The 26,760-nt window shown below is 65.7% G+C and carries 22 protein-coding genes, 2 tRNA genes and 2 rRNA genes; 13 read left to right on the top strand and 13 right to left on the bottom strand.

Going from position 1 to position 26,760, the window contains the following annotated elements; genetic code table 11:
- Positions 1–41: 41 nt before the first annotated feature.
- From MLG_RS02220 to tyrS, 5 genes are all read right to left on the bottom strand, one after another.
- Positions 42–2,931 (bottom strand): 23S ribosomal RNA (locus MLG_RS02220).
- 225 nt (positions 2,932–3,156) lie between these two features.
- A tRNA-Ala gene (locus tag MLG_RS02215) sits at positions 3,157–3,232 on the bottom strand.
- 171 nt (positions 3,233–3,403) lie between these two features.
- Positions 3,404–3,480 (bottom strand) — tRNA-Ile (locus MLG_RS02210).
- Positions 3,481–3,558: 78 nt separating this feature from the next.
- Positions 3,559–5,097: ribosomal RNA gene (locus MLG_RS02205) — 16S ribosomal RNA — on the bottom strand.
- The 16S and 23S rRNA genes sit together here with 2 tRNA genes alongside, the layout of an rRNA operon.
- Before the next feature lie 423 nt (positions 5,098–5,520).
- A complete protein-coding gene (gene tyrS, locus MLG_RS02200) occupies positions 5,521–6,720 on the bottom strand; it encodes a tyrosine--tRNA ligase (RefSeq protein WP_011628188.1) in 1,200 nt (399 codons plus the stop codon).
- 220 nt (positions 6,721–6,940) lie between these two features.
- On the opposite strand from tyrS, the gene MLG_RS02195 reads away from it, so the two are divergent.
- A complete protein-coding gene (locus tag MLG_RS02195; RefSeq protein WP_011628187.1) occupies positions 6,941–8,482 on the top strand; it encodes a M23 family metallopeptidase in 1,542 nt (513 codons plus the stop codon).
- Entirely contained in the window at positions 8,479–9,630 is a 1,152-nt protein-coding gene (locus MLG_RS02190) for an anhydro-N-acetylmuramic acid kinase (protein ID WP_011628186.1), read from the top strand. The genes MLG_RS02195 and MLG_RS02190 overlap by 4 nt, the downstream gene beginning before the upstream one ends.
- A 93-nt stretch (positions 9,631–9,723) precedes the next feature.
- Here the strand turns inward: MLG_RS02190 and erpA are convergent, their stop codons facing one another.
- Positions 9,724–10,092: an iron-sulfur cluster insertion protein ErpA gene (erpA, locus tag MLG_RS02185; protein ID WP_011628185.1), complete on the bottom strand. Its 369-nt coding sequence runs from the start codon at positions 10,090–10,092 to the stop codon at positions 9,724–9,726.
- Between the two features lie 108 nt (positions 10,093–10,200).
- On the bottom strand, positions 10,201–11,232 hold the full coding sequence (gene argC / locus MLG_RS02180) for an N-acetyl-gamma-glutamyl-phosphate reductase (protein ID WP_011628184.1): 1,032 nt from the start codon (positions 11,230–11,232) through the stop codon (positions 10,201–10,203).
- Positions 11,233–11,306: 74 nt separating this feature from the next.
- Here argC and MLG_RS02175 point away from each other — a divergent pair, with 74 nt between their 5' ends.
- From MLG_RS02175 to hemJ, 3 genes are all read left to right on the top strand, one after another.
- Positions 11,307–13,034, top strand: coding sequence for a chloride channel protein (locus MLG_RS02175; RefSeq protein WP_011628183.1), 1,728 nt, complete (start codon positions 11,307–11,309; stop codon positions 13,032–13,034).
- 67 nt (positions 13,035–13,101) lie between these two features.
- Positions 13,102–13,611: a TlpA family protein disulfide reductase gene (locus MLG_RS02170; RefSeq protein WP_011628182.1), complete on the top strand. Its 510-nt coding sequence runs from the start codon at positions 13,102–13,104 to the stop codon at positions 13,609–13,611.
- A 2-nt stretch (positions 13,612–13,613) separates the two neighbouring features.
- Complete coding sequence (gene hemJ / locus MLG_RS02165; protein ID WP_011628181.1) at positions 13,614–14,036, top strand: protoporphyrinogen oxidase HemJ; 423 nt, start codon at positions 13,614–13,616, stop codon at positions 14,034–14,036.
- Positions 14,037–14,150: 114 nt separating this feature from the next.
- On the opposite strand, the gene bfr is transcribed toward hemJ, so the two are convergent.
- The 4 genes from bfr to MLG_RS02145 all read right to left on the bottom strand — a co-directional run bounded on the left by bfr (position 14,151) and on the right by MLG_RS02145 (position 17,831).
- The gene (gene bfr / locus MLG_RS02160; protein WP_011628180.1) at positions 14,151–14,615 is read right to left on the bottom strand and encodes a bacterioferritin; all 465 of its coding nucleotides are present in this window, start codon (positions 14,613–14,615) and stop codon (positions 14,151–14,153) included.
- Positions 14,616–14,723: 108 nt separating this feature from the next.
- Entirely contained in the window at positions 14,724–14,924 is a 201-nt protein-coding gene (locus MLG_RS02155) for a (2Fe-2S)-binding protein (protein ID WP_011628179.1), read from the bottom strand.
- 79 nt (positions 14,925–15,003) lie between these two features.
- A complete protein-coding gene (gene ptsP / locus MLG_RS02150) occupies positions 15,004–17,268 on the bottom strand; it encodes a phosphoenolpyruvate--protein phosphotransferase (RefSeq protein WP_011628178.1) in 2,265 nt (754 codons plus the stop codon).
- Positions 17,269–17,285: 17 nt separating this feature from the next.
- Positions 17,286–17,831: an RNA pyrophosphohydrolase gene (locus tag MLG_RS02145; RefSeq protein WP_011628177.1), complete on the bottom strand. Its 546-nt coding sequence runs from the start codon at positions 17,829–17,831 to the stop codon at positions 17,286–17,288.
- A gap of 153 nt (positions 17,832–17,984) precedes the next feature.
- On the opposite strand from MLG_RS02145, the gene MLG_RS02140 reads away from it, so the two are divergent.
- Genes MLG_RS02140 through folA form a run of 4 tightly spaced genes read left to right on the top strand, consistent with a single transcriptional unit; the run spans position 17,985 to position 20,249 of the window.
- Positions 17,985–18,659, top strand: a complete 675-nt coding sequence (locus MLG_RS02140; protein WP_041717876.1) for a histidinol-phosphatase — start codon at positions 17,985–17,987, stop codon at positions 18,657–18,659.
- 4 nt (positions 18,660–18,663) lie between these two features.
- The gene (locus MLG_RS02135; protein WP_011628175.1) at positions 18,664–19,014 is read left to right on the top strand and encodes a CidA/LrgA family protein; all 351 of its coding nucleotides are present in this window, start codon (positions 18,664–18,666) and stop codon (positions 19,012–19,014) included.
- Positions 19,004–19,726, top strand: coding sequence for an LrgB family protein (locus MLG_RS02130; RefSeq protein ID WP_011628174.1), 723 nt, complete (start codon positions 19,004–19,006; stop codon positions 19,724–19,726). The genes MLG_RS02135 and MLG_RS02130 overlap by 11 nt, the downstream gene beginning before the upstream one ends.
- Positions 19,727–19,748: 22 nt before the next feature.
- Positions 19,749–20,249, top strand: coding sequence for a type 3 dihydrofolate reductase (gene folA / locus MLG_RS02125; protein ID WP_011628173.1), 501 nt, complete (start codon positions 19,749–19,751; stop codon positions 20,247–20,249).
- A gap of 446 nt (positions 20,250–20,695) precedes the next feature.
- On the opposite strand, the gene MLG_RS02120 is transcribed toward folA, so the two are convergent.
- Positions 20,696–21,229: a macro domain-containing protein gene (locus MLG_RS02120; RefSeq protein WP_011628172.1), complete on the bottom strand. Its 534-nt coding sequence runs from the start codon at positions 21,227–21,229 to the stop codon at positions 20,696–20,698.
- Positions 21,230–21,282: 53 nt separating this feature from the next.
- Here MLG_RS02120 and MLG_RS02115 point away from each other — a divergent pair, with 53 nt between their 5' ends.
- A complete protein-coding gene (locus MLG_RS02115) occupies positions 21,283–21,642 on the top strand; it encodes a TraR/DksA family transcriptional regulator (RefSeq protein WP_011628171.1) in 360 nt (119 codons plus the stop codon).
- Positions 21,643–21,662: 20 nt separating this feature from the next.
- On the opposite strand, the gene MLG_RS02110 is transcribed toward MLG_RS02115, so the two are convergent.
- Entirely contained in the window at positions 21,663–22,319 is a 657-nt protein-coding gene (locus MLG_RS02110; protein ID WP_156774621.1) for a class I SAM-dependent methyltransferase, read from the bottom strand.
- Between the two features lie 112 nt (positions 22,320–22,431).
- On the opposite strand from MLG_RS02110, the gene MLG_RS02105 reads away from it, so the two are divergent.
- The 3 genes from MLG_RS02105 (at position 22,432) to MLG_RS02095 (ending at position 26,729) form a co-directional block, all read left to right on the top strand.
- Positions 22,432–23,001 carry a cob(I)yrinic acid a,c-diamide adenosyltransferase gene (locus MLG_RS02105; RefSeq protein WP_011628169.1) on the top strand — a complete coding sequence of 190 codons (570 nt, stop codon included), beginning with the start codon at positions 22,432–22,434 and terminating at the stop codon, positions 22,999–23,001.
- Positions 23,002–23,424: 423 nt separating this feature from the next.
- Positions 23,425–25,278: a dihydroxy-acid dehydratase gene (gene ilvD, locus MLG_RS02100; protein WP_011628168.1), complete on the top strand. Its 1,854-nt coding sequence runs from the start codon at positions 23,425–23,427 to the stop codon at positions 25,276–25,278.
- Positions 25,279–25,598: 320 nt separating this feature from the next.
- A complete protein-coding gene (locus MLG_RS02095) occupies positions 25,599–26,729 on the top strand; it encodes a PQQ-dependent sugar dehydrogenase (RefSeq protein ID WP_011628167.1) in 1,131 nt (376 codons plus the stop codon).
- The last annotated feature ends 31 nt before the right edge of the window (positions 26,730–26,760 follow it).

Genomic DNA, 26,760 nt, shown 5'->3' with positions numbered 1-26,760 from the left:
GATGGTTGGCCTGGCGCTCACCCCAAACCATTTGGGGTTATATGGCCAAGCCTCACGGGCAATTAGTACCGGTTAGCTTCACGCATTGCTGCGCTTCCACACCCGGCCTATCAACGTGGTCGTCTTCCACGGCCCTTCAGGGGGATCGAGTCCCCAGGGAGGTCTCATCTTGGGAGGGGCTTCCCGCTTAGATGCTTTCAGCGGTTATCCCGTCCGCACATAGCTACCCGGCAGTGCCACTGGCGTGACAACCGGAACACCAGAGGTGCGTCCACTCCGGTCCTCTCGTACTAGGAGCAGCTTCCCTCAAACCTCCGACGCCCACGGCAGATAGGGACCGAACTGTCTCACGACGTTCTAAACCCAGCTCGCGTACCACTTTAAACGGCGAACAGCCGTACCCTTGGGACCTGCTACAGCCCCAGGATGTGATGAGCCGACATCGAGGTGCCAAACTCCTCCGTCGATGTGGACTCTTGGGAGGAATCAGCCTGTTATCCCCGGAGTACCTTTTATCCGTTGAGCGATGGCCCTTCCATACAGAACCACCGGATCACTAAGGCCGGCTTTCGCCCCTGCTCGACGTGTCAGTCTCGCAGTCAGGCACCCTTATGCCTTTATACTCTACGCGCGATTTCCGACCGCGCTGAGGGTACCTTCGCACTCCTCCGTTACTCTTTGGGAGGAGACCGCCCCAGTCAAACTACCCACCACACACTGTCCCTGACCCGGATCACGGGCCGAGGTTAGAACCTCAAGCATGCCAGGGTGGTATCTCAAGGTCGGCTCCACCAGAACTGGCGTCCCGGTTTCAAAGCCTCCCACCTATCCTGCACAAGCAGGCTCAAAGTCCAGTGCGAAGTTGTAGTAAAGGTTCACGGGGTCTTTCCGTCTAGCCGCGGGTACGCTGCATCTTCACAGCGATTTCAATTTCACTGAGTCTCGGGTGGAGACAGTGTGGCCATCGTTACGCCATTCGTGCAGGTCGGAACTTACCCGACAAGGAATTTCGCTACCTTAGGACCGTTATAGTTACGGCCGCCGTTTACCGGGGCTTCGATCAAGAGCTTCGTCCGAAGACTAACCCCATCACTTAACCTTCCGGCACCGGGCAGGCGTCACACCCTATACGTCCGCTTACGCGTTTGCAGAGTGCTGTGTTTTTAGTAAACAGTCGCAGCCACCTGGTCACTGCAACCCCCGTCAGCTCCAGCCGCAAGGGCCTTCACCTACCAGGGGCGTACCTTCTCCCGAAGTTACGGTACCATTTTGCCTAGTTCCTTCACCCGAGTTCTCTCAAGCGCCTTGGGATTCTCACCCTGCCCACCTGTGTCGGTTTGCGGTACGGTCAACGGCTACCTGAAGCTTAGAGGCTTTTCCTGGGAGCCTGGCATCAATCACTTCGCGCCCTTGGGCACTCGGCATCACGCCTCGGCATTGAACGACCGGATTTGCCTGGCCGCTCTGCCTACACGCTTGCACCGGGACAACCAACGCCCGGATGACCTAGCCTTCTCCGTCCCCCCATCGCAGTAACAGTTGGTACGGGAATATTAACCCGTTTCCCATCGACTACACCTTTCGGTCTCGCCTTAGGGGCCGACTCACCCTGCGCCGATTAACGTTGCGCAGGAAACCTTGGGCTTTCGGCGTGAGGGTTTTTCACCCTCATTATCGTTACTCATGTCAGCATTCGCACTTCCGATACCTCCAGCGGCTCTCGCGAGTCCGCCTTCGTCGGCGTACGGAACGCTCCCCTACCATGCATACAAGTATGCATCCGCAGCTTCGGTACGTGACTTAGCCCCGTTGAATCTTCCGCGCGGGCCGACTAGACCAGTGAGCTATTACGCTTTCTTTAAAGGATGGCTGCTTCTAAGCCAACCTCCTGGCTGTCTCTGCCTTCCCACATCGTTTCCCACTTAGCCACGATTTCGGGACCTTAGCTGGCGGTCTGGGTTGTTTCCCTCTCCACAACGAACGTTATCACCCGCTGTGTGTCTCCCGTGATTGCACTTCCCGGTATTCGGAGTTTGCATCGGTTTGGTAAAGCTCGGAAGCCCCCCTAGCCGAAACAGTGCTCTACCCCCGGGAGTGAGACACGAGGCGCTACCTAAATAGCTTTCGGGGAGAACCAGCTATCTCCGGGCTTGTTTAGCCTTTCACTCCTACCCACAGCTCATCCCCTAACTTTTCAACGTTAGTGGGTTCGGGCCTCCAGCGAGTATTACCTCGCCTTCACCCTGGCCATGGGTAGCTCGCCCGGTTTCGGGTCTACTTCCAGAGACTATGGCGCCGGTTAAGACTCGGTTTCCCTACGGCTTCCCTACACGGTTAACCTTGCCACTGAAAGTAAGTCGCTGACCCATTATACAAAAGGTACGCAGTCACCCTTGCGGGCTCCCACTGCTTGTACGCACACGGTTTCAGGTTCTATTTCACTCCCCTCTCCGGGGTTCTTTTCACCTTTCCCTCACGGTACTGGTTCGCTATCGGTCGGTAGGGAGTATTTAGCCTTGGAGGATGGTCCCCCCATATTCAACCAGGATAACACGTGTCCCGGCCTACTCGATTTCACACTCGGCGCCCTTTCGCGTACAGGGCTATAACCTTCTATGGCCGACCTTCCCAGATCGCTCCGCTAGAACACCGAATGCTTAAGGGCTAATCCCCTTTCGCTCGCCGCTACTCAGGGAATCTCGGTTGATTTCTTTTCCTCCGGGTACTTAGATGTTTCAGTTCCCCGGGTTCGCCTCGTACACCTATGAATTCAGTGCACGATAATCACCCAAAAGGTGATTGGGTTGCCCCATTCGGAAATCCCCGGATCAAAGCTTGTTTGCCAGCTCCCCGAGGCTTATCGCAGGCTACCACGTCCTTCATCGCCTCCTACCGCCTAGGCATCCACCGTGTGCGCTTAACCGCTTGACCATATAACCCCAACCAGTCTGAGGGCTACATGGGCGCTGGCTCCACGAACAACTGACATGCCTCACACAGCATCCTAGACGACGATGCTGTGCTTTCTCGTTTGACGGTCAATCCAGATTGTTAAAGATCAGTCTCTTCGCCCACTTAAGGCTCAGAGGCCAGCACCCGATCCAAATCAGATGCTGGCCTGTGAACCCCTTAAACGCGACCACGCCCGCTCAGTAATGGTGGAGCCAGTCGGGATCGAACCGACGACCCCCTGCTTGCAAAGCAGGTGCTCTCCCAGCTGAGCTATGGCCCCTGACTTGTCTTTTTACCGCCTGGCCGCGTTGCGCCTTCTCCGGCTTTCGGTCACGTACCTATGTACGCTCCCTCAACCCCGCTCAACACGCCTTGCCAGCCGGCAAAAATCCTGCGCCAGCTACCTTGCCGACCCTATCGGCCCAGCTCACGATCGCCGTGCCCCTAATAATGGTGGGTCTGGGTGGATTTGAACCACCGGCCTCACCCTTATCAGGGGTGCGCTCTGACCAACTGAGCTACAGACCCGCTTGGTCTCGAGACTTAACCCTGGATCAGATGACTTGTGTTGGATGCTCGCACCGCAAGAACTGCAGCGCTCTCTTTAAAGGAGGTGATCCAGCCGCAGGTTCCCCTACGGCTACCTTGTTACGACTTCACCCCAGTCATCGACCACACCGTGGCAGGCGCCCTCCCGAAGGTTAGACTACCTGCTTCTGGTGCAGCCAACTCCCATGGTGTGACGGGCGGTGTGTACAAGGCCCGGGAACGTATTCACCGCAGCATTGCTGATCTGCGATTACTAGCGATTCCGACTTCACGGAGTCGAGTTGCAGACTCCGATCCGGACTACGACCGGCTTTCTGGGATTAGCTCCACCTCGCGGCTTGGCAACCCTCTGTACCGGCCATTGTAGCACGTGTGTAGCCCTGCCCATAAGGGCCATGATGACTTGACGTCATCCCCACCTTCCTCCGGTTTGTCACCGGCAGTCTCCCTAGAGTTCCCGACCGAATCGCTGGCAACTAGGGACAAGGGTTGCGCTCGTTGCGGGACTTAACCCAACATCTCACGACACGAGCTGACGACAGCCATGCAGCACCTGTCACTCGGTTCCCGAAGGCACCCAGCCATCTCTGGCTGGTTCCGAGGATGTCAAGGGCAGGTAAGGTTCTTCGCGTTGCATCGAATTAAACCACATGCTCCACCGCTTGTGCGGGCCCCCGTCAATTCCTTTGAGTTTTAACCTTGCGGCCGTACTCCCCAGGCGGAGAACTTAATGCGTTAGCTGCGCCACTAAGTCCATAAATGAACCCAACGGCTAGTTCTCATCGTTTACGGCGTGGACTACCAGGGTATCTAATCCTGTTTGCTACCCACGCTTTCGCACCTCAGCGTCAGTCTTGGTCCAGGCAGTCGCCTTCGCCACTGGTGTTCCTCCGGATATCTACGCATTTCACCGCTACACCCGGAATTCCACTGCCCTCTACCAGACTCTAGCCCGACAGTATCGGATGCAATTCCCAGGTTGAGCCCGGGGCTTTCACACCCGACTTACCGAACCGCCTACGCGCGCTTTACGCCCAGTAATTCCGATTAACGCTCGCACCCTCCGTATTACCGCGGCTGCTGGCACGGAGTTAGCCGGTGCTTCTTCTGCAGGTAACGTCAAGACCCACGGCTATTAACCGTAAGCTTTTCCTCCCTGCTGAAAGTGCTTTACAACCCGCAGGCCTTCTTCACACACGCGGCATTGCTGGATCAGGCTTTCGCCCATTGTCCAATATTCCCCACTGCTGCCTCCCGTAGGAGTCTGGGCCGTGTCTCAGTCCCAGTGTGGCTGATCATCCTCTCAAACCAGCTACCGATCGTCGCCTTGGTAGGCCTTTACCCCACCAACTAGCTAATCGGACGCGGGCTCATCCCTCGGCGTGACCTTGAATCAGAGGGCCACTTTGCCCCGTAGGGCGTATGCGGTATTAATCCGAGTTTCCCCGGGCTATCCCCCACCGAAGGGCAGATTCCCACGCGTTACTCACCCGTCCGCCGCTCGTCAGCACCCCGAAGGGCCTGTTACCGCTCGACTTGCATGTGTTAGGCATGCCGCCAGCGTTCAATCTGAGCCAGGATCAAACTCTTCAGTTCAATCTCTTAAGCCAACACCCGAAGGCATCAGCTAATTCCAGCTCGACACGCAAGCATCTCTCTTGACGGAAGATACTTGTGCCGATAAGTCTCTGCACCACAGAGCCTCACAGCGCAAGCACCCACACAAATCATCTGATCCAGCTTGTTAAAGAGCGCAAGGCCTTCGCCTCGCAAGGGCTGCATATCTTACCGCAACATGACAGCCTGTCAACCCTCCCTGGCACCCCTCAGGGCCCGCCCCGTAGGGCCTCGCAGCCTCCCTAGCCGCCGTTCAAGAGCGCGCATTCTACACCGACGCACCCCCTTGTCAATCCCTCTCGTGGCACCCCCGGAGAACAACCCCAGAGACCGGCAAAATCACCGCCTCGCCGTGACGAGAGGCGGCATTATAGGCCGCTCAGGAACGCTGTCAACTGCTTTTCACGCCACGGTCACACGGGCGAAACGGCGCTTGCCCACCTGATAGACATGGGTCTCGCCGGCGGGCACCACAAGTCGTTGATCCTCCACACGCTCGCCATCGATGCGCACCGCGCCCTGCTTGAGCATGCGCCGGGCGTCCGAGGTGCTGGCCACCAGGCCGGCCCCCTTGAGCAACCGATCGAGGGCCAGGCCGCCATCGTCGGCGGGCAGGGTGTGTTCCGGCATCTCCTCCGGCATGGCGCCTTTCCGGAACCGGGCGATGAACACCTCTCTCGCGCGCGCCGCCGCGCGCGCGTCGTGAAATCGGGTGACGATCTCCTCGGCCAGTTCAAACTTGACGTCCCGGGGATTGCGCCCTTCGGCGACGTCACGGCGGAGCCGCTCGATCTCGCTCTCCGGTCGGAAGCTGAGCAACAGGAAGTAGCGCCACATGAGGTCATCGGAGATGGACATCAGCTTTCCGAACATCTCCTCAGCCGGTTCTTTGATCCCCACGTAGTTGCCCAGCGACTTGGACATCTTCTGCACGCCGTCCAGCCCCTCCAGCAAGGGCATGGTCAGCACCGTCTGCGGAGACTGGCCGTAGGCCTTCTGTAGCTCCCGCCCCACCAGCAGGTTGAACTTCTGATCGGTGCCGCCCAGCTCGACGTCCGCCTTCAGGGCGACCGAGTCGTACCCCTGGACCAGCGGGTAGAGGAACTCGTGGATGGCGATGGGCTGGCGGGCGGCATAACGCTTATGAAAGTCGTCGCGCTCCAGCATGCGCGCGACGGTATGGTGGGAGGCCAGCCGGATCATGTCCGCAGCGGAGAAATCGTTCATCCAGTCGGAGTTAAACACCACCTGGGTGCGCTCCGGATCCAGCACCTGGAAGATTTGTTCCTCGTAGGTGCGGGCGTTGTCGCGCACCTCCTCGCGAGTAAGTGGGGGGCGGGTGGCGCTTTTGCCGCTGGGGTCCCCAATCATCCCGGTGAAATCACCGATCAGGAAGTAGACCTCATGCCCCAGATCCTGGAACTGACGCAGCTTATTGATCAGCACCGTATGGCCCAGGTGAAGGTCCGGCGCGGTGGGATCGAAGCCGGCCTTGACGCGCAGCGGACGATCATACTGGAGCTTGTCCCGCAGCTCGTTCTCCAGCAGGATCTCCTCGGCACCGCGGCGCAACAGTGCCATGGCATCATTTGCCTCGGTCATGATCTCTTTCCCTCCGCATCAGCTGGTTATTCGTGCGGCGATTTACCGCAGCCGGACTGGAAACACCGGCGATGAGGCGTGGATTCTAGCGAATTGGCCGGAAAGAGGCACTATCATGTCTCGACCGTGATTAAAGAATGCACGCTAATACGTTGACTGCGGGCTCAGAACGTGGCTATCGTTGCGGCAATCCCAAGAACCAACTCCCTGGGGGGCCGGTGTGTCCAACACCCGCATTTACGATCTCGATTTCAAGAAACGCCCGCGTTCCCGCTTCCCCGCGGGCATCCGTCTACCCTTCAAGCTCCGCTGGCTGGCTATCAGTGCCATCGGTGTGGCAGTGGGCGCGCTCGCCCTGACCGGCCTCGGCCCCGAAGGCGATGGTGCGGAGCCCTCGCTTACCGCGGAACTGCCGCAGTACCGGGCAGCGCCGTCGGTGGACGTGCTTCAACTGGCGGGCATCGAATGGCCGCAGGGCGGTTTCCTGCACGCCAGCTACGAACCGGGTCGTGACGAGGGCGGTGACGGCGATCTGGGCTCACGGGGCACCGGGTGGCTGGACGAACAGGACTGGCTGGATAACGGCACCCTGGCGGAGCCGGGGCGCGACGACGGCCCGACGGACCCGCTTGCCCACCTGGATGGGCTGGATTGGGAATCCCTCAAGGTCCGCAGTGGTGACAGCCTGGCGCGGCTGTTCAACTGGGCGGGCTTTTCGGCCCGCGAGGTGCACGACCTGATGCAGGCCGGAGAGGAAGCCGAGCGGCTGACGCGCGTGCATCCGGGCGACATCATCGAAGTGGTCCGGGATGGCGACGACCGACTGGCGCATCTGCGCTACGAGTTCAGCCGCGGGCAGACACTCTATATCGAGCGCACCGAGGAGGGGTTCCAGGCCCAGACCTTCCAGGAGGCCGAGGAGCGGCAGGTGGCTCGCGCCTCGGTCACGGTGGACTCCTCGCTCTATATTGCCGGCCGGCGTGCCGGGCTCAGCAACCGGCTGATCATGCAGCTTGCTTCCGTGTTCGGCCAGCAGCTCGACCTGGGGCGCGATCTGCGTGCCGGCGACGAGTTCCACCTGGTCTACGAGGAGATCTACCAGAACGGGGAGAAGGTGCGTGACGGCCACATTCTCGCCGCGGAGCTGGTGCATCGGGGTGAGCGGTTGCAGGCGGTGCGCTATGCCCCGCCCGGCGCCGACCCCGACTACTACACCCCGGAGGGGGAGAGCCTGCGCCGGGCCTTCAACCGCCACCCCATCGACTACGACCGGATCACCTCGCACTTCGATCTCAACCGCAAGCACCCGGTGCTGGGGGTACGCCGCCCCCACTACGGCACGGACTACGCCGCCCCGGTGGGCACACCCATCCGGTCCACGGGATCCGGGCGAGTGGTGCATCGCGGCTGGAAGGGGGGCTACGGCCGCACCGTGATCATCCAGCACGGCAGCGAATACACCACCCTGTACGCCCACATGTCCGGTTACGCCAGCGGCCTGTCCCAGGGCGATCGGGTCCGGCGGGGTCAGGTGGTGGGTTACCTGGGTGGCTCTGGCATGGTCACCGGGCCGCACCTGCACTTCGAGTTCCACGTCAACGGGAACCCGCGGGATCCGCTCAAAGTTGCCCTGCCCAAGGCCGACCCGATCCCGCAGGAGCACATGGCGGACTTCCGGGCCACCACTCATCCGATGCTCGCCCAGCTGGAACGCGATCAGCGCGAGTCGGCGACTCAGGTGGCGCAGCAGAGCGGAGAGTGAACGCCGGAGCGGCATCGGCCCCGCGCGACGGGCTCTACCTGGGGCTGATCTCCGGCACCAGCATCGATGCGGTGGACGCCGCCCTGGTGGAGATCCGGGGCGGGCAGCCGCGGTTGTGTCGGGCCCTGGGTCACCCCATCCCCGGGCCATTGGCTTCCGCATTGCACCGGGTGGATGCCCAAACCCCCCTCGACACCCTGCTCGATCTGGACCAGCAGGTGGCCCGGCTGCACGCGGAGGCCGCCCGCCGGTTGCTGTCCGAGGCCAAAACCGGTGCCGCGGAGGTCATCGCCATCGGCAGTCACGGGCAAACGGTTTATCACCGCCCCCACGGCCCCTACCCCACCACCGTCCAATTGGGGGACCCCTCCCGGCTCGCGGCGGAGACCGGGATCACCACGGTCGCCGACTTCCGCCGCCGGGACATGGCCCTGGGTGGCCAGGGCGCGCCCCTGGTTCCGGCCTTTCACGCCGCTTGCCTGCGGCAAGCCGGGGAGGATCGCGCGGTGCTCAACCTGGGGGGTATCGCCAACCTCACGCTCCTGCCAGGCACCGACACGGCACCGGTCACCGGGTTCGACACCGGCCCCGCCAACACCCTGCTCGACGCCTGGTTCCGGCAGCACCGGGACGGGACCTACGACCGGGATGGGGCCTGGGCCGCGGGGGGCGCGCTGCACACCGGGCTGCTCCGGCGGCTGCTGAACGATGACTACCTGAAACGGCCACCGCCGAAAAGCACCGGCCCGGAATACTTCAGCCCCGACTGGCTGCACCGACAACTGGATGCGTTACCGGGCGCCCCACCGGCTCCGCAGGACGTGCAACGAACCCTGCTGGCCTTTACCGCCCAGAGCGCGGTTGCAGCGCTGGCCGAGGCCCTGCCCGGTGTGCGCCAGCTGTATATCTGTGGCGGCGGCATCCACAACACCGCCTTGTGGCGGGCGCTGGCGGCGGCGCTGGCGTCCCGGTGCCCCGGCTGCCAGCTGACCCCCACCACGGAGGCCGGACTCGACCCGGACTGGCTGGAGGCGATGGCCTTCGCCTGGCTGGCCTACCGAACCCTCGCCGGCCTGCCCGGCAACCTGCCCGAGGTCACCGGGGCGCGCCAGGCCGCGCCGCTGGGTGGGATCTTCCCCGCGGGCTGAGCGCCCCTGCGGGCTCCGGAAAGGCGGGACAACAAAGGCCGCGCATCCGGGGGGACACGCGGCCTGGGCGGGGGTCGAACGGGTACGCGGGCGCTAGATGGAGAAGGATGAGCCGCAGCCGCAGGTGGTCGTGGCATTGGGGTTGCGGATGACGAACTGCTCGCCCTCGATCCCCTCCACGAAGTCGATTTCGGCGCCCATCAGATACTGGCTGCTCATCGGATCAACCAGGAAGGTCACACCGTCCTTTTCGACAACGCTGTCCCCTTCCTCAATGCGCTCATCGAAGGTGAACCCGTACTGGAAGCCGGAACAGCCCCCACCGCTGACGAACACCCTCAGCTTGAGGTCGTCCGACTCCTCCTGGGCGATCAGCTGCGCCACCCGGGCGGCGGCGCTGTCGGTGACCACCAGCGCCTGGAAGTCCTCGGTGGGATCGTAACTCTGTGCGGTTTCGCTCATCTCACAAGCCTCCGGGCCTGTTCACAACATCGTTAGCGCTATTGTCTGCGCCCCTGGCCCCACGGTCAACTACCCATAAGAGAGGTAGGGCATCCCGAATGGGAGGGGTCAGGGCAGCACCGCGGGCGCATCCAGTCCGGCCGTTTCCGGCAACCCGAACATGAGGTTCATGTTCTGCACCGCCTGGCCGGCCGCCCCCTTGGTCAGGTTATCGATCACCGACAGGACGATGACCTGATCGCTCTCCGGCGCCCGCCGCACGGCCAGCCGGCAGAGGTTGGTGCCGCGCACCGTGCGCGTCTCCGGATGGGCACCGGCCGGCAGCACGTCGACAAAGGGCTCGTCGGCATAACGCTGCTCGAACAATACCTGCAGATCACCGGCATCCCCGCGGAGGGTGGCGTAGAGGCTGGCGTGCATCCCGCGGGTCATGGGCACCAGGTGGGGCACGAAGGTCAGCTCCACCGCACCGCCCGCCACCTGCGCCAGGGACTGGCGGATCTCCGGCAGGTGGCGGTGGCCATCGGCGCCGTAGGCCTTGAAGCTCTCATTGACCTCACACAGCAAGGTAGCGACATTCGCCGCCCGTCCGGCCCCGGAGGCCCCGGAGACACAGCTCGCCACCAGGCCGCGGGTCTCGACCAGCCCCGCCTCCAGCAACGGCAGCCAGCCCAGGCCGACAGCGGTAGGGTAGCAGCCGGGGTTGGCCACCAGCCGGGCACCGCGTATGGCCTCCCGGTTCAACTCCGGCAGGCCATACGCGGCCTCGGCGACCAGTTCGGGGCAGGCGTGGGTCATGCCGTACCAGCGCGACCAGGTCTCCACGTCCTTGAGGCGAAAATCCGCCCCCAGGTCCACCACCCGGGTGTCCCGGGCCAGTAGGTCCGGAACCATCTGCATCGCCGTGCCGTTGGGGGTGGCGAAGAAAACCAGATCGCAGGCGGCGAGCCGGTCCACGTCCGGTTCCGAGAAGGCAAGCTCCACCTCACCGCGCAGGGAGGGAAAGAGCTCGTCCACCCGGGTGCCGGCATTGCCACGGGAGGTGATCACGCGCAGCCGGGCCTCGGGATGGCGCGCCAGAAGGCGCAGCAACTCCACACCCGTATACCCGGTCCCTCCGACGATGCCGACCTCGATCATGGTGCTGCCTCCGCAAATAGGTAAACTCCCTATTCTATGAGCTGTGACCCGACAACAAAAGCGAAGCCGGCGGCATGAGCAGCCTCCAGCATCTGCTGGACCAGCTGCGCCTGCGTCTGTCCGCCCACGATGCCCTGGGGTTGATGGCCCTGTTGGCGGTCCTCTGCGGGCTGGCCACCGGGGGGGTCATCCTGGGCTTTCGCTGGGTGGTGGAGAGCAGCCAGACCGGCCTGCTGGGGGGCCCCGAGCAATTCTGGGCGTTGCCGGCGCACTGGCGAGTGCTGCTGCCGGTGATCGGTGGGGCCCTGATCGGGCTGATGCTGCAGTGGCTGCGCCCCGAGCACCGGGGCACCGGGGTGGTCCACGTGATGGAGCGCCTCGGTTATCACCAGGGCTACATGAGCTGGCGCAACGCCGCGGCCCAGTTCGTAGGGGCCAGCACCGCGTTGATCAGCGGCCACTCCGTGGGCCGCGAGGGGCCGGCCATCCACCTCGGCGCCGCCAGCGGCAGTCTGCTCGGGCAGCGGCTGGGCCTGCCCAACAACAGCCTGCGCACGCTGGTCGCCTGCGGGGTGGCCGGCGCCATCGGCGCCACCTTCAACACGCCGCTGGCGGGGGTGATCTTCGCCATGGAGGTGGTGATGCTCGAATACACCCTCAGCGGCTTTCTTCCGGTCATGCTCTCGGCGGTGACCGCCACCGTGGTCACCCAACTGGTTTATGGCAACACCCCGGCCTTCTCCGTCCCGGCGGTGCACCTGGAAAGCCTCGGCGAGCTCGGCTGGCTACTGGTCTGTGGCCTGCTCATCGGCACCCTGGCGGCCGCCTTCATCCAAAGCCTGATGTTCTTCAGCAACAGCCTGACCCGCTGGCCGCTGGCCGCGCGCACCACCCTGGCCGGCCTGGCCGTGGGCCTGATCGGGTTGGCCCTGCCCGAGGTCATGGGTGTCGGCTACGAGACCGTGAACCTCATCCTGCTCGGCGAGGTGGCCACGATCACCCTGGTGGCGCTGGTGGCGGCCAAGCTCTTGGCCAGCACCCTGGCCGTGGGCCTGGGTATCCCCGGCGGCCTAATCGGTCCCACTGTCGTCATCGGTGCGGCCGCGGGCGGACTGCTGGGCCAAGCCGCGCAGGCGCTGTTCCCCGAGATGGCGTCAGAACCCAGCCTCTACGTCATGCTCGGGCTGGGTGCGATGATGGGGGCCACGCTGCGCGCCCCCCTGGCGGCGCTGACTGCCATGCTGGAGCTCACCGCCAACCCCAATATCATCCTGCCCGGCATGCTCACCATCGCCACCGCCGTACTCTGTTCCGGCGAGCTGTTCGGCAAGGACTCAGTCTACCTGCACCAGCTCCGACGCCGGGGCCTCGACTTCCGCAGCGATCCACTGCTTCAGAAGCTCAGCCGGCTCGGCATCGTCCGCATCATGGACCGGCGCCTGACCACCCTTCCCCGCCAGGTCTCCCGCACCGCGCTGGAGGCGGCCCTGGACCAGCAGCCCCGCTGGATTCTGCTGCTCGGCGAGACCCCGGACAAGGCGCCACTGGCCCTGGTGCCGGTGGCTGATGTCCTCCACCACCTGCAGACGGACCCGCAATCGGAGGTGGACCTGCTGGCCATTCCGGCCAAACGGCTGGAGCCGGCCAGCATCGAGTACCGGGCCAGCCTGCGGGAGGCCCTGGCCCTGTTCCAGGAGCGGGAGGCGGAGGCCCTGTGCGTGGTCAAGACCGTGGCCCCCGGTATCCAACACCACCTCGGCGTGGTTACCCGGCAGGAGCTGGAGTATCAGTATTTGCACTAGGCCCGATTTCCCGAAGGGCCGGGCACCGGTAAACTAGGGGCCGTTCATCCAACCGGCGGAGTCTCCGATGAGCAACACCCGAAAGATGCTGGCTGTCGCGGCCGGCGCAGTGGCCCTGGTCGCGGTGGCGTTGCTGGTCATCGCCCCCTGGGAGGGCAAATCGCGCCCGGACGTCACCTTCAACACCCTGGAGGGCGAGACCGTGGCGCTGGAGACGCTGCGCGGGCAGCCGGTGCTGGTGACCTTCTGGGCCACCGACTGCCCCACCTGTATCGACGAGATCCCCCATCTGCAGGCCCTCCACGATGACATGGCGGAGCGGGGGGTGAAAGTGATCGGCGTAGCCATGCATTACGACGACCCGGAGCTGATCAAGGCCCTGGTGGAGGCCCGGGAGATGAGCTACCTCATCGCCCATGATCAGGACCGCAGCGTCTCCCAAGGCTTCGGCGAGGTCCGCGTCACCCCCACCTCCTATCTGATCGACCCTGACGGCCGGGTGGTCTGGCAACGCCTGGGGCTGCTCGACATGGAGCGGGTTCGTGGCCAGATCGAGCGCATGCTGGAGCGGGGTTGATCATGTACCTGTGGGTGAAGGCCTTTCACATCATCGCCGTGGTCACCTGGTTCGCCGCCCTGTTCTACCTGCCCCGGCTCTACGTCTACCACGCCATGGCCGAGGACCGCACCGGGATTGAGCGCTTCAAGGTGATGGAGCGCAAGCTCTACCGGGGCATCATGACCCCCAGCGCCATCGTGGCGGTGGGGCTGGGGATCTGGCTGCTGATCCTGATCCCGGGCTGGCTGTCCCAGGGCTGGATGCACGCCAAGCTGGTATTGGTGGCCCTGCTCATCGGCTACCACGTCTACTGCGGCCACCTGTTGAAACAGTTTCGCGACGACCGCAACACTCGCAGCCACCGCTGGTACCGCGTCTTCAACGAATTACCGGTCCTAGTGCTGATCGCGGTGGTGGTTCTGGCGGTGGTAAAACCCTTCTGACCGCCCTCAGGGCAGCACCCAGCGCACACGAAAAAGGCCGGCCCCCATGGGACCGGCCTTTTTCGTCTCTGCAACGACCGGGGCACCGGCGTCTGGTGCCGGCGCGGCGGCGACTCACATCAGCGATTGCTGGTAATTCTGCTCGCCCACCCGATCCATCAGGTCGAGCTGGGTCTCCAGCCAGTCGATGTGGCCTTCCTCGTCCGCCAGGATCGTCTTGAACAGATCCCGGGTGACGTAGTCCTGCACCTGATCACAATAGCCCGCGGCCTCTTGGTAGAGCTTGCGGCCCTCGTGCTCACCCTCCAGGTCCGCCTGCAGGATCTCGCGGACGTTCTCACCGATGCGCAGCCGGCCATAGTCCTGCAGGTTGGGCATACCGCCGAGGAAGAGGATGCGCTGGATGAACTCATCCGCGTGCTTCATCTCGTCGATGGACTCTTCGTACTCCTTTTCCTCGAGCTTGGTCAGGCCCCAGTCACCCGCGATGCGCGAGTGCAGGAAGTACTGGTTGATCGCAGTCAGTTCGAGCTTGAGGGCCTGGTTGAGGTATTCGATGACTTTCTTGTCGCCCTGCATGGTGCGCTCCTTATCGGTGTGCTAATGGATAGGGTTATCCAAAATTCTAGCAGCCTGGGGCGCACTGGCGAACACCGTGCGCCCTGGACGCAACGGCTCGGGCGCGTATCAGGCGACTCTGCGGGCCAGTGCCGCCACGCTGGGATCGGCCATGTACTCATTGAGCAGCGCCTTGGCCGCCGGGGCGCATTTGCAACAGGCGCTGCAAACGCCCAGCCGCTCCTTGAGATCGCGCATACAGTAACAGCCCTCATCCAGTGCCTGGCGCACGTCGCGGTCGGTAATCGCTTTGCAGAGACATACGTACATGGCCACCTCCTGTCTGGATCCAAAATTAGACCCAAATGAGAGCTATTGTCAACTGCAAAACGATCCCGTTCGTACGCCCTCACTTCCCGGCGCGGATCAGGCCACCCAGCCCCTGCTCGTCCAGGGCCCGTTTCAGCATCGCCCGCACGTCATCGGGTGATTCCATATCCAGCGCCAGGGTAAGCAGCTCCGTGGCCCTCTCCCGGCTGATACTGCGCACCACCCACTTGATGCGCAGCAGGCTGGCCACGCTCATGCTCAGGCTGCTGACGCCCAGAGCGAGGAGCAGGATGGCACCGGCCGGATCACCCGCCATACCGCCACAGACACTGACCGGACAGCGATACTGCCGGCCTGAGTCCACCACCTGGGCAATGGCGTTGAGGACCGCCGGGTGCAGCTCGTCGTAAAGCGCCGCCACCCGGGCATTGTTGCGATCCACCGCCAGCAGGTACTGGGTGAGGTCATTGGTGCCCACGGACAGGAAGGCCACCCGCTGGGCCAGCTTGTCGGCCATGGCAACGGCGGCAGGCACCTCCACCATGACGCCCACCGGGGGCATCTCCACCTCCATGCCCTCCTCGCGCAGCTCCTCCACCGCGCGGGCGAGCAGCGCCTTGGCCTCATCCACCTCGTGCAGACGGCTGATCATGGGGAACATGACCCGCAGATTGCCGTTGCCGATGTTGGCCCGCACCATCGCCCGAAGCTGGGTGAGGAAGATCTCCGGGTGGTCGAGGGTGAGCCGGATGCCCCGCCAGCCCAGGAAGGGGTTCTCCTCATGGACCGGGAAATAGGGCAGGGACTTGTCACCGCCGATATCCAGCGTCCGCAACACCACCGGGCGTGGGCGGAAATACTCCAACACCCGGCGATAGAGCATGGCCTGCTCCTCTTCACCGGGGAAGCGGTCGCGCACGATGAAGGGGAACTCGGTGCGGTGCAGGCCGATGCCGTCACAACCGCTGGCCAGCGACAGGTTAATGTCCGAGATCAGCCCGGTATTGGCCAGCAGCTTGATGCGATACCCGTCCGGCGTCTCCGCCGGCTCATCCTTGAGGCTTTCCAGGCTATCGGCAAACTCCGCCTCGTCCCGGGCCAGACGCTCGTACTCCTCGCGCACCGCATCGCTGGGCTGGACGTAGAAACGCCCGGAATAGCCGTCGACGATCACCGGCTTGCCATCCAAACGCCCGGTACTCAGGTCGGAGGCCCCCATAATCGCCGGCACACTCAGCGCCCGGGCCAGGATCGCCACATGGGAGTTGCGGGTGCCGGAGGCGGAGACCACCCCCGCGAGGTGATCCTGCGGCACCTCGGCCAACTGGGTCGCGCTCACCTCCTTGCCCACCAGGATCACCCGCTCGGGCAAGGGCCGGCTCCGGCGGGTGTCCTCCCGCAGGCGCGCCAGGATGCGGCTGCCCAGGTCGCGGATGTCGCTGGCGCGTTCCCGCAGGTAGGGGTCCTCCATGTCCTGAAAGACCTGCACATGGCCGCCGATAATCTCGCGCAGGGCACCGGGCGCCCAGTTACCCGCCTCGATGGCCCGGAGCGTTTCCCCGACCAGACTGTCGTCGTCGAGCATGCGCAAGTAGACATCGAACAGCATGTGCTCGTCGGAGGACAGGGTGCCCTCCAACTCTTTGGAAAGGCGCCCCAGCTCCTCACGGACCGCCCGCACCGCGACCATGAACTGGCGCTTTTCCTCCTCGATGTCCTCCGGGTCGCGGTCCGGCACCGACTCCAGGTCCACCTGGGCCGAGTGCACCACCGCGGTCCCCATGGCGACGCCCGGTGCAGCGGGCAGGCCCTGGAGCATGCGCCCCTGCGCCACGTCCCCGTCACGCAACCCGTCCAGGCCACCGCTGGCCTCGGCGTGGGCGATGGCGCCGGCCAGCTGGGCACCCAGCGTCACCAGAAAGGCAACGTCATCCTCGTCGAAACGGCGCTCCGCCATCTGCTGCACCACCAGTACGCCCAGCAGCTTGCGGTAGTGGACGATGGGCACGCCGAGAAAGGAGTGAAACAGCTCCTCCCCGGTCTCGGGGAAATAGCGGAAGCGGGGGTGGTCGTAAGCGTTGTCCAGATTGATCGGCTCGCCGCGCTCGGCCACCATGCCCACCAGCCCTTCGGAGAGGCGCAGCCGTACCCGGCCAACCGCATCGGGATTGAGGCCACGGGTGTCCATCAACACCAGGCGCTCGGTCTCCGGGTCCATCAGGTAGACCGAGCAGACGTCCACCTTCATGGCGTCAGCGACCCGCTTGACGATGATGCTCAGAGCCTGGCGCAGCCCGGGTGCGGCGTTGACCTCGCGTGAAATGCGGTGCAGAACCTCGAGCATGCCGATGACTCCCGATCTCAGGCGCGCCGGCAGCCGCGCGGAGGGGCGGAGCGCCGGGGCCGGCCGACCGGGGGTTGCCGGGGCAGGCCGTCCGGAAAGAGCAGCGGGCCGAGCTCCTGCAGGGCCCGGGTATAGACCCGCCGCTTGAAGAACACCACCTCTTGCACCGGATGCCAGAAGTCCACCCAGCGCCAGTGGTCGAATTCCGGGCGTTCGGAGCGGTCAAGCTGCACCTGCTCCTCCTCACCCACCAGCCGCAGGAGGAACCAGACCTGTTTCTGCCCGATGCAGACGGGGCGGCTTCGGCTGCGGATCAGGCGGCGTGGCAGGCGGTAGCGCAGCCAGCCCCGGGTGCAGCCCATCACCTCCACATCCGCCGGCGCCAGCCCCACCTCCTCCTCGAGCTCGCGGAAGAGGGCCTCCTCGGGGGTCTCCTGGGCCTTGATCCCCCCCTGGGGAAACTGCCAGGCATTCTGACCGATACGCCGGGCCCAGAAGACCTGGCCGGCCGCATTCGCCAGAATTATCCCGACATTGGGCCTGAAACCATCCGAATCAACCACTTACAAAACCTCGAGCCAGTCGTTGCCCTAACTTATTCTTTCATAGTCGAGCCGTTCCAAACAAACGCGATGGGCGCCTCCCCGCTTCCCGCCCAGCATACCGCCCTTGGCTGTTAACATTAGTTGGTTTTCATGGGACTCGGAAAGCACAACATGAAGCTGGCAATCTTTGATCTGGACAACACCCTGCTCGCCGGGGACAGTGATTACCTGTGGGGCGAGTTTCTGGTCGCCAGGGGCCTGGTGGATGAGCAAGCCTACCGCGAGGCCAACGAGCGATTCTACCGCGATTACCAGGAAGGCCGCCTCGATATCGACGCCTTCCTGCGGTTCACGCTCGCCCCGCTGGCGCAGAACCCACCGGAGAGGCTCTGGGCCTGGCGGCGTGAGTTCCTGGAGACCTACATCCGGCCCATCGTGCTCCCGGCCGGTGAGCGCTTGCTCGCCGAGCATCGCAAACAGGGGCATCAGCTCATGATCATCACCGCTACCAACCGCTTCGTCACCGGCCCCATCGCTGAATTGCTGGGCGTGGAGGCATTGCTGGCCACCGAACCGGAATGGCGGGACGGGCGCTACACCGGCCGCCACGTGGGCACACCCACCTTCCAGGCCGGCAAGGTCAAGGCACTGGACGAATGGCTCGCCCGGCAACCCGCGCCCCCGGAGTACCGCTGGTTCTACAGCGACTCGCACAACGACCTGCCCCTGCTGGAGCGAGTGGAGCATCCGGTCGCCGTGGACCCGGACCCGGCCCTACGCGAGACCGCCCTCGACCGCGGCTGGCCGGTGATCTCGCTGCGGGAACACGCGGCCACCGTGGACTGAGGCCATGCTCAACGGCTTTGCCCTGTTGCTGGTCTTCCAGTTGGTCGGGGAGTTCCTCTCCCGGGTCCTCCATCTGCCCATCCCCGGCCCGGTGATCGGCATGATGCTGCTGTTCGCCGCCCTGGTCATCCGCGGCGGGGTCCCCAAGGGCCTGCGTCTGGCGGGGGAGGGGCTGCTGGCCTACCTGGCGCTGCTCTTCGTGCCGGCGGGGGTGGGGCTGATGGCGCACCTGCGCCTGATCGGCCAGGACGGATTGGCCATCCTGGTGGCGCTGCTAGTCAGCACCGTGCTCACCCTCGCGGTCACCGGCTGGCTGCTGCAGGTGCTGCAGCGGAGGCGTCGCCATGACGGATGAACTGGGCGCCTTCTGGGTCTTTCTGTCCGACAGCCCGCTGCTGGGGCTCACCGCCACCCTGCTCGCCTTCCTGGCCGCCACCTGGCTCTGGGAGCGCGCCGGCCGCCATCCCTTGGCCCACCCCGTACTGCCGGCCATTGTGCTGCTAATGGGCTTCCTGTGGGTCACCGGCATCGAGTACCAGACCTACTTCGACGGTGCCCAGTACATCCACTTCCTGCTCGGCCCGGCCACCGTGGCGCTGGCCATCCCGCTCTACGACCACCTGGAGCGCATCCGCAAGCTGCTGATACCGCTGCTGGTCGCCGGCACCGCGGGCGCCGCCACCGCTGCGCTCAGCGCCGTCGGCGTGGCCCTGGCCCTGGGCGCCAGCCGCGAGACCCTGCTCTCGCTGGCCCCCAAGTCGGTCACCTCGCCCATAGCCATGGGCATCGCCGAAAGGATCGGCGGCCTGCCCTCGCTCACCGCCGGTCTGGTCCTGATCACCGGCACCATGGGCTGCATCACCGCGCCGTTGGTCTTCCGGGTGCTGCGCCTGCGCGACGAGAGCGTCCGCGGCTTTGCCCTGGGTGTGGCCGCCCACGGCTTCGGCACCGCCCAGGCCTTCGGCATCAGCGCCCTGGCCGGCGCCTTCGCCGGTCTGGGGCTCGGCCTTGCCGGTATACTGACCGCTCTGATACTACCGCTGCTGCCCGCCCTGCTGCCGGGCTGACCCGACTGGAGCCGCCAAGCGTATGAGCCCACGCCCCGAGATCACCCTCATCGCCGCCCTGGCCGATAACGGCGTCATCGGCCGCGACAACGACCTGCCCTGGCGCATCCCCGCCGACCTGAAGCGCTTCAAGGCCCGCACCCAGGGCCGCCCCCTCATCATGGGCCGGCGCAACTACGAGTCCATCGGCCGCCCCCTGCCGGGCCGCCACAACATCGTGCTCACCCGTCGCCGGGACTGGCAGGCCGAGGGCTGCACCGTGGTCCACGACCCCGAGGCCGCGTTGGCGGCCGCGGGCGACGTGGAAGAGGTGATGGTGATTGGCGGCGAGGAGATCTACCGCCTCTTCCTACCCCGGGCCGACCGCCTGGAACTCACCCGGGTCCACACCGAAGTGCCCGGCGACACCTTCTTCCCCGACATCGACCCCGCGGACTGGCAGGTCGTCGCCGAGCAGCAGCCCCCCAGCGAAGAAACCAACGACTGGCCCCTCACCTACCAGACCCTGGAGCGCCGCCGCTGAGCCCGGGCGGCCCCACACCACCACTGCGGGAAGGCCCCCCACCGTCACTCACTACGAGTGAGCGAACCCGTCCCCACCCATCAATGCGAGGAGCGAACCCATCCCCCCGTCACTGCGAGGAGCGAAGCGACGCGGCAGTCTACCGCCCTGGATCGCCACGGGCCTGCGGCCCTCGCGATGACGGGGGTAGCGCCCCCACCGTCACTGCGAGGAGGCGAAGCCGACGTGGCAGTCTACCGCCCTGGATCGCCACGGGCCTTCGGCCCTCGCGATGACGGGGGGTGGCACCCCCACCGTCACTGCGAGGAGCGCAGCGACGTGGCAGTCCATACCCCGCATGGATCGCCACGGGCCTTCGGCCCTCGCGATGACGGGGAAAGCCTTCGGCCCTCGCGATGACGGGGAAAGCCTTCGGCCCTCGCGATGACGGCCAATCCAGCGCTTGCCTAACGCCCCTGCGCCATCTCCTCCAGGATCCGCTCGAACTGATCCCGCATCCCCGCATCGTGCAGCACAAACCGGATATGCCGCACATGCTCCAGCGACGGGATCGCCTTCAGCACCGTATCCACCGCCACCCGGATTGCCGGCTCCAACGGATACCCGAACGCCCCGGTGGAGATCGCCGGAAACGCCACCGAGCGGAGCTCCGACTCCTCCGCCCGCTGCAGCGAATTGCGGTAACAGGCCGCCAGCAGCTCCTCCGCCGGCTCGTCCACCCCATACACCGGACCCAGGGTATGGATCACAAACGGGTTCGGCAGCTCATGCCCGGAGGTGATGACCGCCTGCCCCGGATTGATCGGCGCCAGCGGCGCACACTCCTCCGCCAGCCCCGGACCGGCGGCCCGGTGCAACGCACCGGCCACCCCGCCGCCGGGCATCAACTGCGCGTTCGCCGCATTCACCACCGCGTCCATACCCACCTGGGTTGCGATATCCCCCTGCTGACACTCCACCTCGACATGGTCGATACGCATGACCGAAACCTCCCTCAATACACGACGCCCGAACACTGGGTTATGCTGGTCCCATGACTCACATTGAAGAAGCAGACATCCCCCGACTCAAGCAACGACTGCTGGAGCGCCGGGCCGAACTGCTGGACAACGCGGCCCAGCGCGAGCAATCCGCTGCTACGGTGGAACTCGACCAGACCCGCACCGGGCGGCTGTCCCGCATGGACGCCCTCCAGGGCCAGGCCATGGCCAAGGCCAGCCAGGCCCGCGCCGAGCAGGAGCTGAGGCGCATCGACGCCGCCCTGCAACGCATCGAGCGCGGCGAGTACGGGGACTGCCCCCAGTGTGGCGAGCCCATCGCCCCCGCCCGCCTGGAGGCCGATCCCGCCGTGGTGCTCTGCCTGGACTGTGCCACCCGCCGTCAGAACCGCTGACCGCCGGGCACCGCCGGCCATCACGGTTTGCAGAACAACGCCACATTCCGCCCCGGCCGCTGCAGTGCGTAACCGTAACGCCGGGCGATCCAGGTAAGCACCGCCTCCGAATAGAACGCCACATGGGTCGGATCCCGCCGGTAACGCCAGCCGGCAAAGCGGGCATCGTCCGTGAGCAGTTCCGTCATCACCCCCAGCCAGCCCCCGGGCCGGAGCAGGCCGTGGAGCCGATCGAACTCCACCGCCGGGTGGTGGAAGTGTTCCACCACCTCGGTGCAGGTGATGAAATCCCATTGCCGTTCCAACGGCGCCGTATCCGGCACATAGAAGGGATCGTAAACCGCGGTGGGAAAACCCGCCTCACGCAGCATCATGGCCAACGCCGGGCCTGGCCCGCAGCCGTAGTCCAGCCCCTCGGCCCCCGCCGGGAGCCGTGCGACCAGCGGCTCGGCCAACCGGCCGAGGAACCGCCGGTAACCGGGGTCGAGCGGGTCGTTCTCATGGGTCTCGTACTGCGCCCGCTCGGCCGCGGCATCCGGGTGCCCGTCCGGGTGCAGGAAGGTCAGCCCGCAGGCCGGACAGCGCCAGTATTCGCCCTCGCGCAGGCTGGCGAAATGCGCTGGACCGGGCGCGTGGCACAGGAGACAGCGGGGTGTGCAAACGGGTGAAGGGGCCATATCCGCAAACGTCCAGGGTGAAATCCGGTTCCGCATCAGGCTACTCCAGCGGGCAACCGGGCGTCGCCCTTGGTAGAATACGCGGCCACCCCCGACCCACCCGGGAGCGCACATGGGCAACCGCCTGAGCAAGATCTACACCCGCACCGGCGACCAGGGCACGACGTCGCTGGCCGACGGCCGCCGGCTCTCCAAGGCCGACCTGCGGCTGGAGTGCATCGGCACCCTGGACGAGCTCAACAGCGCCCTGGGCATCGTCCTGGCACAGGACATCCCTGAACCCGTACGCGAGGCCCTGACACCGGTCCAGCACCGGCTGTTCGACATGGGCGCCGAACTCAGCCTGCCCGGCTACCAATCGGTGGATACCGCCCGGGTGGAGGCACTGGAAGCCCTACTGGACAACCTGAACGCCGAGCTGCCGCCGCTCAAGGAGTTCATCCTCCCCGGCGGCAACCCGGCCGCCAGCCACTGCCACCTGGCCCGCGCCATCTGCCGCCGGGCCGAGCGGTTGGTCGTGGCCCTGAACGCCAGCGACGGCCCGGTGAGCGGCCCCCTGCTCAGCTACCTGAACCGCCTCTCCGACCTGCTGTTCGTCGCCGCCCGCCGCATCGCCCGCCAGGGCGGCGGCGAGGAGGTCTACTGGCTTCACGAGCGCCAGCGGCCGGAAGACGCGCCGTAAGACGTCTGGCGGCCGGAGATGCCGCCACGCGGCCTGCGGGTGCGGGCTGAAGACCCCCTCCCCGTCATCGCGAGGGCCGAAGGCCCGTGGCGATCCAGAGCGGTAGACTGCCGCGTCGCTGCGCTCCTCGCAGTGACGGTGGGGGTGCCACCCCCGTCATCGCAAGGGCTGCAGGCCCGGGGCGATCCAGGCGCCGCATGGACTGCCGCGTCGCTTCGCTCCTCGCAGTGACGGGTGGGGGTGCCACCCCCGTCATCGCGAGGAGCGCAGCGACGCGGCGATCCACAGGCCCTGGACTGCCACTCCAGCTTTGCTGGCAGTGACGGCTTTCCCACTGGTCGATGGCGGTAAGGGGTTCCCCTCAGCCCCGCAAAACCCAATAATGGACGGCTAACCGCGAAATCCCGAACGCAGAGGTCAACCATGCCGCAGTATCGCTCCAAGACGTCCACCGCCGGTCGCAACATGGCGGGCGCCCGCGCCCTCTGGCGGGCCACCGGCATGAAGGATGGCGACTTCGACAAGCCCATCATCGCCGTCGCCAACTCCTTCACCCAGTTCGTCCCCGGCCACGTCCACCTGAAGGACCTGGGGCAGCTGGTGATCGAAGAGATCGAAAAGGCCGGCGGCGTGGGCAAGGAGTTCGACACCATCGCCGTGGACGACGGCATCGCCATGGGCCACGACGGCATGCTCTACAGCCTGCCCAGCCGGGACATCATTGCCGACTCGGTGGAGTACATGGTCAATGCCCACTGCGCCGACGCGCTGGTGTGCATCTCCAACTGCGACAAGATCACCCCCGGCATGCTGATGGCCGCCATGCGGCTGAACATCCCCGTGGTGTTCGTCTCCGGCGGGCCCATGGAGGCGGGCAAGACGAAGCTGGCCAGCGGCGAGGAGATCGCCACCGACCTGGTGGATGCCATGGTGGCCGCGGCCAACCCGGAGGTCTCCGACGAGGACGTGGCCATCTACGAGCGCTCCGCCTGCCCCACCTGCGGCTCCTGCTCCGGCATGTTCACCGCCAACTCCATGAACTGCCTCACCGAGGCCCTGGGCCTGAGCCTGCCGGGCAACGGCTCGCTGCTGGCCACCCACACCGACCGCGAGCGCCTGTTCCGCGATGCCGGGCGCACGGTGGTGGAACTGGCCCGGCGCTACTACGAGCAGGACGACGAGCGCTGCCTGCCGCGCAACATCGCCAGCCGGTCCGCCTTCCGCAACGCCATGAGCCTGGACATCGCCATGGGCGGGTCCACCAACACGGTGCTGCACCTGCTGGCCGCCGCCCAGGAGGGCGAGGTCAAGTTCGACATGGTCGACATCGACAAGCTCTCCCGGAAGGTGCCCAACCTCTGCAAGGTCGCCCCCGCCACCCCGCTCTTTCACATGGAGGACGTGCACCGGGCCGGCGGCATCATGGGCATCCTCGGCGAGCTGGACCGGGCCAACCTGCTGGACACCACCGTGCCCACGGTCCACAGCGACACCCTGGCCGAGGCCCTGGAACGCTGGGACGTCAAACGCACCGACGACCCGGCGGTGCACGACTTCTTCAAGGCCGGTCCGGCCGGCGTCCCCAGCCAGACCGCCTTCAGCCAGTCCACCCGCTTCGAAGAACTGGACCTGGACCGGGAGTGCGGCTGCATCCGTACCCTGGAGCACGCCTACAGCAAGGACGGCGGGCTGGCGGTGCTCTACGGCAACCTGGCCGAGCGGGGCTGCATCGTGAAGACCGCCGGGGTGGATGAGTCCATCCTCACCTTCGAAGGGCCGGCGGTGATCTTCGAGAGCCAGGACGCCGCCGTGGAGGGGATTCTCGGCGGCCAGGTGAAGAAGGGCAATGTGGTCATCATCCGCTACGAGGGGCCGCGGGGCGGGCCGGGCATGCAGGAGATGCTCTACCCCACCAGCTACCTCAAGTCCCGCGGCCTGGGCAAGGACTGCGCGCTGATCACCGACGGCCGCTTCTCCGGCGGCACCTCGGGGCTGTCCATCGGCCACGTCTCCCCGGAGGCGGCCGAGGGCGGCAACATCGCCCTGATCGAGCCGGGCGACCGGATCTGCATCGACATCCCCAAGCGCAGCATCCGCATCGATATCAGCGACGAGGAATTGGCCCGCCGCCGCGAGGCCATGGCGGCCAAGGGCCGCGATGCCTGGAAGCCCGCCGCCCCCCGCCAGCGCAAGGTCAGCACGGCCCTGAAAGCCTACGCCAAGCTGACCACCAGCGCGGACAAGGGCGCGGTGCGAAACCTGGACCTGCTGGACTGACCGGGGGAGGGGTGGTGTTGCTGCCGGGGCGGGGCGGTTAATGCCGTCAGGCCGACTTTTGCGCACCGAGCAACGCAGCAAAAGAGCGGAAAAAAGGCGCGCCTGTCCGAGCGAAGCGAGTTCGCGCCGCCGCTCTTTTGCGAGTAGCGCAGGGGACCCCGAAGGGGTGCGCAATCCGGAGGCCTGACGGCATTAACCGCCCCGCCCCGGCAGCAACACCACCCCTCGGCCCGGCAAGCGACCCGGCGGCAAAACCCGACTACCCTAGAGGCAGGCCCTGGCAATCATTCGCTTGTCACCGCCCAACCCGGGAGCGGCCCATGTGCAGAAGCAGCACCCTCATCCTGATCGGCCTCGGGTTCACCGCCCTGACCGCCCCCACGCTGGCACCGGCCACCGACGTTGAGAACAGCCAGCACCACCGCTTCGAGATCGAACGCCTGGGCCAGGGCTTCAGCCACCCCTGGGGGCTCGCCTTCCTGCCCGACGGCGACCTGCTGGTCACCGAGCGCCCGGGACGGCTGCAGCGCGTCGACGCCGGGACCGGTGAGCGCCGGCGTATCGAGGGCACCCCGGACGTCGCCGCCACCGGCCAGGGCGGTATGCTCGACATCGCCCTGCACCCGGACTTCGACACCAACCGCTACGTCTACCTCACCTACTCCGCCTACGGCCGCGGCGGCATGACCACCCACCTGGGCCGCGGTGTGCTGGATGGCGACACCCTGCGTGACTTCGAGCTGCTGTACGCGGCCACCCCCTACTCCGGCGGCGGCCGCCACTTCGGCTCGCGGATCGTCTTTGACGACGACGGCTATCTCTTTATGACCATGGGCGACCGCGGCCGGCGCGAGCGCGCACAGCAGTTGGACAACCACCACGGCAAACTGCTGCGGCTGCACGACGACGGCGGCATCCCCGCGGACAACCCCTTCGTGGATGACGAGGGCGCCGAGCCCGCCATCTACAGCTACGGCCACCGCAACGCCCAGGGCATGACCCTGCACCCGGAGACCCGGGTGCTCTGGCTGCACGAACACGGCCCGCGCGGCGGTGACGAGATCAACCTGCCGCGCCCGGGCCTCAACTTCGGCTGGCCGGAGGCCACCTTCGGTACCGAGTACCACGGCCCGGAGATCGCCCCCGACCCGCCGGTGGCAGGCATGGAACCCCCCATCCACCACTGGACGCCCTCCATCGCCCCCTCCGGCATGGCCTTCTACTACGCCGACGCCTTCCCGGAGTGGCAGGGTGATCTGTTCGTCGGGGCCCTGGCCCACCGCCACCTGGAACGGTTGCGCCTGGACGGCACCGACGTGGTGGAGCAGGAGCGCCTGCTGCAAGGACTCGGCTGGCGCATCCGCGACGTGCGGGTCGGTCCCAAGGGCCATCTCTACGTCCTCCCGGACCGCAGTAGCACGCCCCTCTTGCGGCTCCGCCCCGCCGACTGACGCCGATTGGTATAATCCGACGCCTTTCGCA

This window comes from Alkalilimnicola ehrlichii MLHE-1 (assembly GCF_000014785.1).
Classification (GTDB): Bacteria; Pseudomonadota; Gammaproteobacteria; order Nitrococcales; family Halorhodospiraceae; genus Alkalilimnicola; species Alkalilimnicola ehrlichii.
The sequence above is the reverse complement of the archived record's forward strand: the minus strand, read 5'-3'. Positions and strand labels throughout refer to the sequence as shown.